The following is a 5615-nucleotide window of genomic DNA, read 5'->3' on the forward strand; positions in this document are numbered from 1 at the left end:
CATCTTAGAGCCTCTCGCGGGTGGCGTCTGCGCGTGTCTGTAAGCGCAGGTTTCCACGTATGCACGGGCGCTTGCTGCGTTTTTTTGAGCGCTGGTAAAGCCGGCTGTCTGGCCGCCGTTGAAAGAGACATGTTCCTGCCCGCCACCGGAGACCGCCATGAGAATCGCTGCTGCCAGCCTGGACTTCGCTGCTACTCACGCAAGTGCCAGCAAGTTTGAAGTGGAGGAGCGCCTGCAGGCGTGGGTGGGGCCACGGCCGCGCGAGGCGGCTGAGCCCGTGCCCGCCCGCAGCGTGGTGCTGTCCGATGCGGGACGACAGGCCTTGACCCTGGAACAGGCCGATTCGTCAGCGGCCAGCGCGCCGGTTGCCGATGACGAAATGGCGGCGGATCCCCGGATGGAACTGCTCAAGTCCATCGTCGAAATGATGACCGGGCGGAGTATCCGTGTGATGTCCGCCGCCGAGCTTGCTGTCGACGCGTCGTCGCAGCTGGCCGCACCCGATGCTGCAGCACCGGAAGCGGCCGCGCGGCAGCCGGATTTCGGTATCGAATACGATCGCCGCGAAACGCGGGAAAGCTCCGAGGAGACGCACTTCGAGGCGAGAGGCACGATTCGCACCGCCGATGGCCGGATGATCGACTTCAGCGTCGGGCTGGCCATGCAGCGCAGCGAGACGGTGACGAGCAGCGTCAGCCTGCGTGCCGGCAATGCGGTGAGCAAGGATCCCTTGGTGATCAACTTTGGCGGCAGCGCGGCGAGTCTGCGCAATCAGCGCTTCAGCTTCGACCTGCTGGGCGACGGTAACAAAGTGGATGTGCCGGTACTGGGGCAGGGCAGCGGATTTCTGGTGCTCGATGCGCTTGGGGCCGGCAAGGTGGAATCCGGCCGTCAGCTTTTCGGGCCGGCCAGCGGCGATGGTTTTGCCGATCTGGCGCAGTACGACAGCGATGCGAGCGGCTGGATCGACGAGGCCGACCCCGTGTTTGGCCGGCTCGGTGTCTGGACGCCCGACGCACACGGCGGCGGGGCCGTGGTCGGGCTGGATGCCGCAGGTGTCGGTGCGCTTTACCTCGGGCGGACAGCGACGCCGTTCACGCTCAAGGACGGTGGCGAGGAGCTGGGGGCGATCCGCACGTCCGGCGTCTTCGTGGGCGAGGACGGCCGGGTCGGAACGCTGCAGCAGGTGGACCTGAAAGTCTGATCAGGCCGGCGTCGAGGCTGTCCTGGCGAGGAAGCCCTGGGGCACGGGGGCCGGGCGGCGCGCCGCGTAGTCGAAGAACAGGATGCCGGTCTTTCCGCGGGCGACCTCGCGCCCGGTGGCTTTGTCGCTGGCCCGCCAGACGAGGTCGCAGCCGTATTTGTTGAAGTCGTCCGGGGTCATCTCGAAGACCAGGGTCTCCCCGTGGAAGGCCTCGGATTTGTACTGCAGGGCCATGTCCGCCACCACGATGCCAACCCCGTCCACGTCCAGTTCGTCGTAGCCGAGCGAGCGGAAGAAGCGCACGCGGGCTTCGGACAGGAGCGCGATCAGCGCCGCGTTGTCGAGGTGTTGGGCCTTGTTAATATGGGTGATGTAGATCGGCACTTCGGTGGAAAACACGAACTGCGCGGGAAGTTCTATGAGCACACGGGCCATGGGACGGGATCCTTGCCTGAAACCTGAAAGCACGGATTATTGCACTTCAGCCGCGCTCGATAGATTTTGCCGATGGGGCGGGAAGGGCGATGCGCTGCTTGCGGGAGCGTGCATGCTCTAAAATGAGTCTTTGATTCGTGCATCACGGCGCCTGCCATGCCTCCTTCGTCGAGCGATAGCCTTGCCCTTGTCCTGCTGGTTTTCGTGCTCGGCCTGAAACACGGTTTCGACGCCGATCATCTGGCTGCCATCGACGGACTGACCCGTTTCAACGCGCACGCAAACCCGCGTTGGGCGCGCTTCTGCGGTGTCCTGTTTTCGATGGGTCATGGTGTGGTGGTGATGCTCATCGCGCTGGGCGTGAGCCTGCTGTCGCAGGGCTGGACTGCACCGCCGTGGCTCGAGCTTTCCGGCGCCTGGATTTCGATCGTGTTCCTGACCCTTCTCGGCCTGCTCAACCTGCGCGCGGTGTTTGCCGCGGGGGAGCAGGACGTTGTGCGTCCGGTCGGCCTTCGGGGGCGCTGGCTGGGCCGCCTCGGACGGGTTGCCCATCCGGGTGGTGTGGCCCTTGTCGGCGCGCTGTTCGCGCTGTCCTTCGATACCGTGAGTCAGGCGGCGCTGTTTGCGGTCACCGGCTTGCAGAGCGGGGGCTGGCTGCATGCGGTGTGCCTCGGGCTGGCCTTCATGCTCGGCATGTTGCTGGCGGATGGCGCCAATGGTTTGTGGATCGCCCGACTGATCGCCCGCGCCGACAAGCTTGCCCGCGTCGCATCGAGGGTGATGGCCCTGGCCGTGGCCGGCATGAGCCTGCTGGTGGCCGCCTATGGTGCAGCACGCCTCGCTTTGCCGGGCCTTGAAGCCTGGGGCGAGGGCAAGGAGCTGGCTCTGGGCTTTGCGGTGATCGGCGTGATCTTCACGAGTTTCCTTGTGGGAATGCGCCTGGCCGGCAGGCGTGGCCCCCACGCGCCGGTGACGGGGTGAGGCTCGCGTGTCCCGGCAAACTTCCCGTTCACTGCTCGGGTGCGATTCGGTACGATCTGCCTCCCCCTGCCTTGACCGATCTTAAGGCTGGAAACTGCGCGAGCCGGCACATTGCACGGATACCGTGATTTTGGCTGCCGCGGTCAGCCCCACCCACTACCTGGACGAGTCTCCGTGACCACCGACACCCGCCTTGCCGACATCCACACTGCTTTGCCACGGCTGGCTGTGCGTATCGCCCTGTGATGAGCGACAGGGGGCTGCTCTACGCGATCGGTGCGTCAATCCTGGCCCACGGCCTCATGCTGGGTCTCGGCAGCGGTCTGCGCGCGCCAACGCCTGATGCGCCGCGTCTGCTCGAGGCCCGCCTGGTCCGCGAGGTCGTCCCTGAAAAGAAGGTCGAAGCGCCCCGGCCCGAGGCGCATCCGGCTCGGGCCGAGCCTCCCGCGCCAGCGCGTCATGCGAGTGTCCGCACGCACCCCGAACCGGTTCAGCCGCAACAGCGCCTGGTCAGCGAGGCGCGCAGCGAGCACCCAGCGCCGGCCGTCGCAGCGGCGTCGGCGCCATCTGCGCCTGCCGCGAGTCAGCCGGCTGCCGCTCCCGGGCCGGTTGCGCCGATGGCCGCTCCGCCGAGCCAGGCGGACGCACCCGCCAGTTATTCACCGCCAAGCTTCGGCGCCCGCTATCTCGACAATCCCAAGCCGGGCTACCCGCTGATCGCCCGTCGGCGCGGCCTCGAGGGCACCGTACGCCTCGATGTCCGCGTCTCTGCAGAAGGCATCCCGATTTCCGTCAGGGTGCGCGAGAGTGGTGGCCACGAATCCCTCGACGAGGCGGCGCTCACAGCAGTCTGGCATTGGCGTTTCGTGCCGGCACGGCGCGGCGGCGAGCCGGTCGAGGCGTCGGTTGTCGTTCCCGTCCGTTTCCGGCTGGGTACGGACGAGGCGGGTTGAAACGCTTTTCTTCAAACACGGTGGCGGCCGCATTCCGCCAGTGGAGCTTTTCATGTCACTTCCCCTCTGGCTGGGTTTTCTGGCCACCGTGCTGGTCGTTGCATTCTCGCCCGGCCCGGGGGCTGCCCTCAGCATGAGCGTGGGGCTGCAGCATGGCTATCGCCACGCCCTCACGGCGATTCTCGGCTTGCAAGCCGCGCTGCTCATGCAGCTTGCCCTGGTGGCGGCGGGCCTTGGCGCCCTGCTCGCGGCATCGGAACCCGCTTTTCTGGCCGTCAAGCTGGCGGGCGCGGGCTACCTTGTGTGGCTGGGCGTAAAAAAATGGCGGGAGTCGCCGGCCGAAGGCGGGCTGGTGCCTGCTTCAGGCGCCCGCGGCGGTTTTTTCTTCCAGGGCGTGCTGGTTAATCTCGGCAATCCGAAGGCCATTGTTTTCATCGCAGCCCTCGTGCCTCCGTTCATTGATTCCGGCCTGCCACGCCTGCCCCAGTTTCTGGTGATCGGCGCCACGATGTGCTGCGTCGATATCCTCGTGATGTCCGGCTACGCGCTGCTGGCCGGTCATTTTCGCGGTGTTGCCCGCGGCAATCGCGCGATGCGGCTGCAGAACCGCATTTTCGGCGGCGTTTTCGTCGCCGCCGGACTCGCCCTGACCGCGACCTCCCGTCACTGAGTTGCTGTCAATCCGGCGCCGCGGCGAGCTGATCGAGATCCTCTGCAGAAAAACCCAGCTCCGCCTCCACCTGCTCCTCCCAGTCCGTCCAGTCGGGTGACGCACCGTCGCGAAGGCGCCTTCCTGCAGCCAGCAGCAGGCTGATGCGCCTGCTGTCGTCGCCAAGCCGGGATGCCAGGCGTGGGTCGTGATGCGCGCGGATCGCCTCGCACACTTCCAGGGGCAGCTTCCAGTTACGCGCCACAAGATAGCCCGCCGCTGCGTGATCCGTGCCCGTGAGTGCATCGAGTGCCCGGGCTCCGACCTCGATTGCCGTACCGGAAATACGCAGAACGCCGGCGTGCTCGGGCGCGCGGCGCAGCACAACGGCAATCCCCGCGTCCTGCATCAGTGCCGCCAGGTAGGCCGTGTCGGCAAGTGATTTGAAGCGCGTCGCCCGTGCCGCACGGTAACTGTGATCGGCCGCACTGGCACAGGCTGCCCAGACGACTTCAAGCGCCGCCGCATTCTTGCCATCTCCCTGGTTTCTGAGTGCCACGCTGGCAGCGGTTGCCAGCGTTCGCGTACGCCCAAGCATCGAGATGGCCTCTAGGGCCGAGCGAGGCGCGCTGCGGGGCCTGAAGACAGGGGAGTTGGCGACCCGCAAAAGCGCTCCGGTGATTGCGGGATCCTGGCTCACCGCGTGAGCCAGTTCCTTTGGCCCCGCGTCATCGTCCGCAGCCGCGGCCTGCAGTCTTAGAAAGCCCGGTCCTGGTGCGGGCAGCACGACACCGCTGGCAAGAACTGCTTCGAGCAGCAAATCATTGTTCATGCGTTGGTTTCTCCTTGCACAGAACCTGGTTGAATCGATTAAAGCACAGTCTTTGAAAAATATTTGTCGAATGTGTTTGACAATGTCGATATCCATGTCTAAACTGCGCAGCTTCTCGCTTGGAGGGGTTCCCGAGCGGTCAAAGGGATCAGACTGTAAATCTGACGGCACTGCCTTCGAAGGTTCGAATCCTTCCCCCTCCACCAACGGTTTTATGCTGTTGCTCCATGTTTGTGTGTAGGCATGAAGTGGTGATTGTGAGTCGTGCGTTGTAAAGCGGGTGTAGCTCAATGGTAGAGCAGAAGCCTTCCAAGCTTATGACGAGGGTTCGATTCCCTTCACCCGCTCCAGTTTGCGTGTGTGAGGCCCATGTAGCTCAGTGGCAGAGCACTCCCTTGGTAAGGGAGAGGTCGGCAGTTCAATCCTGCCCATGGGCACCAGCAATTACTGGTGCAACGGCTTAGAGTTAGTGTTCCGATTTCCTGATTTTTTGCGGGGTTGATGATATGGCTAAGGAAAAATTTGCACGGACGAAGCCGCACGTAAACGTCGGCACGATTG

General features: G+C 64.8%; 6 protein-coding genes and 3 tRNA genes. 7 read left to right on the forward strand and 2 right to left on the reverse strand.

Annotation, left to right across the window (positions count from 1 at the left end; all coding sequences use genetic code 11):
* Nucleotides 1-157 precede the first annotated feature (157 nt).
* Complete coding sequence (locus tag Q1W26_RS03980) at nt 158-1204, forward strand: VCBS repeat-containing protein (protein WP_300436193.1); 1047 nt, start codon at nt 158-160, stop codon at nt 1202-1204.
* Here the strand turns inward: Q1W26_RS03980 and Q1W26_RS03985 are convergent, their stop codons facing one another.
* Complete coding sequence (locus Q1W26_RS03985) at nt 1205-1639, reverse strand: thioesterase family protein (RefSeq protein WP_300436196.1); 435 nt, start codon at nt 1637-1639, stop codon at nt 1205-1207.
* A 156-nt stretch (nt 1640-1795) separates the two neighbouring features.
* On the opposite strand from Q1W26_RS03985, the gene Q1W26_RS03990 reads away from it, so the two are divergent.
* The 3 genes from Q1W26_RS03990 (at nt 1796) to Q1W26_RS04000 (ending at nt 4243) form a co-directional block, all read left to right on the forward strand.
* Complete coding sequence (locus Q1W26_RS03990) at nt 1796-2620, forward strand: nickel transporter (protein WP_300436198.1); 825 nt, start codon at nt 1796-1798, stop codon at nt 2618-2620.
* Between the two features lie 245 nt (nt 2621-2865).
* Complete coding sequence (locus Q1W26_RS03995; RefSeq protein WP_300436200.1) at nt 2866-3573, forward strand: energy transducer TonB; 708 nt, start codon at nt 2866-2868, stop codon at nt 3571-3573.
* 52 nt (nt 3574-3625) lie between these two features.
* A complete protein-coding gene (locus Q1W26_RS04000) occupies nt 3626-4243 on the forward strand; it encodes a LysE family transporter (protein ID WP_300436203.1) in 618 nt (205 codons plus the stop codon).
* Nucleotides 4244-4250: 7 nt separating this feature from the next.
* Here the strand turns inward: Q1W26_RS04000 and Q1W26_RS04005 are convergent, their stop codons facing one another.
* Nucleotides 4251-5150 (reverse strand): HDOD domain-containing protein, encoded by a 900-nt coding sequence (locus Q1W26_RS04005; RefSeq protein WP_300436205.1) that lies wholly within the window; start codon nt 5148-5150, stop codon nt 4251-4253.
* A gap of 25 nt (nt 5151-5175) precedes the next feature.
* Here Q1W26_RS04005 and Q1W26_RS04010 point away from each other — a divergent pair.
* From Q1W26_RS04010 to Q1W26_RS04020, 3 genes are all read left to right on the forward strand, one after another.
* A tRNA-Tyr gene (locus Q1W26_RS04010) sits at nt 5176-5260 on the forward strand.
* A gap of 70 nt (nt 5261-5330) precedes the next feature.
* A tRNA-Gly gene (locus Q1W26_RS04015) sits at nt 5331-5404 on the forward strand.
* Between the two features lie 15 nt (nt 5405-5419).
* A tRNA-Thr gene (locus Q1W26_RS04020) sits at nt 5420-5494 on the forward strand.
* Nucleotides 5495-5615 lie beyond the last annotated feature (121 nt).

The organism is Zoogloea sp. (genome assembly GCF_030157465.1).
In the GTDB taxonomy this organism is placed as follows: domain Bacteria; phylum Pseudomonadota; class Gammaproteobacteria; order Burkholderiales; family Rhodocyclaceae; genus Zoogloea.

Bases quoted from the DNA above. Each gene is read 5' to 3' on its own strand.
- Q1W26_RS03995 (WP_300436200.1), top strand. From the start codon at position 2,866: ATGAGCGACAGGGGGCTGCTCTACGCGATCGGTGCGTCAATCCTGGCC.
- Q1W26_RS03980 (WP_300436193.1), top strand. From the start codon at position 158: ATGAGAATCGCTGCTGCCAGCCTGGACTTCGCTGCTACTCACGCAAGT.
- Q1W26_RS04005 (WP_300436205.1), bottom strand. From the start codon at position 5,150: ATGGATATCGACATTGTCAAACACATTCGACAAATATTTTTCAAAGAC.
- Q1W26_RS03990 (WP_300436198.1), top strand. From the start codon at position 1,796: ATGCCTCCTTCGTCGAGCGATAGCCTTGCCCTTGTCCTGCTGGTTTTC.
- Q1W26_RS03985 (WP_300436196.1), bottom strand. From the start codon at position 1,639: ATGGCCCGTGTGCTCATAGAACTTCCCGCGCAGTTCGTGTTTTCCACC.
- Q1W26_RS04000 (WP_300436203.1), top strand. From the start codon at position 3,626: ATGTCACTTCCCCTCTGGCTGGGTTTTCTGGCCACCGTGCTGGTCGTT.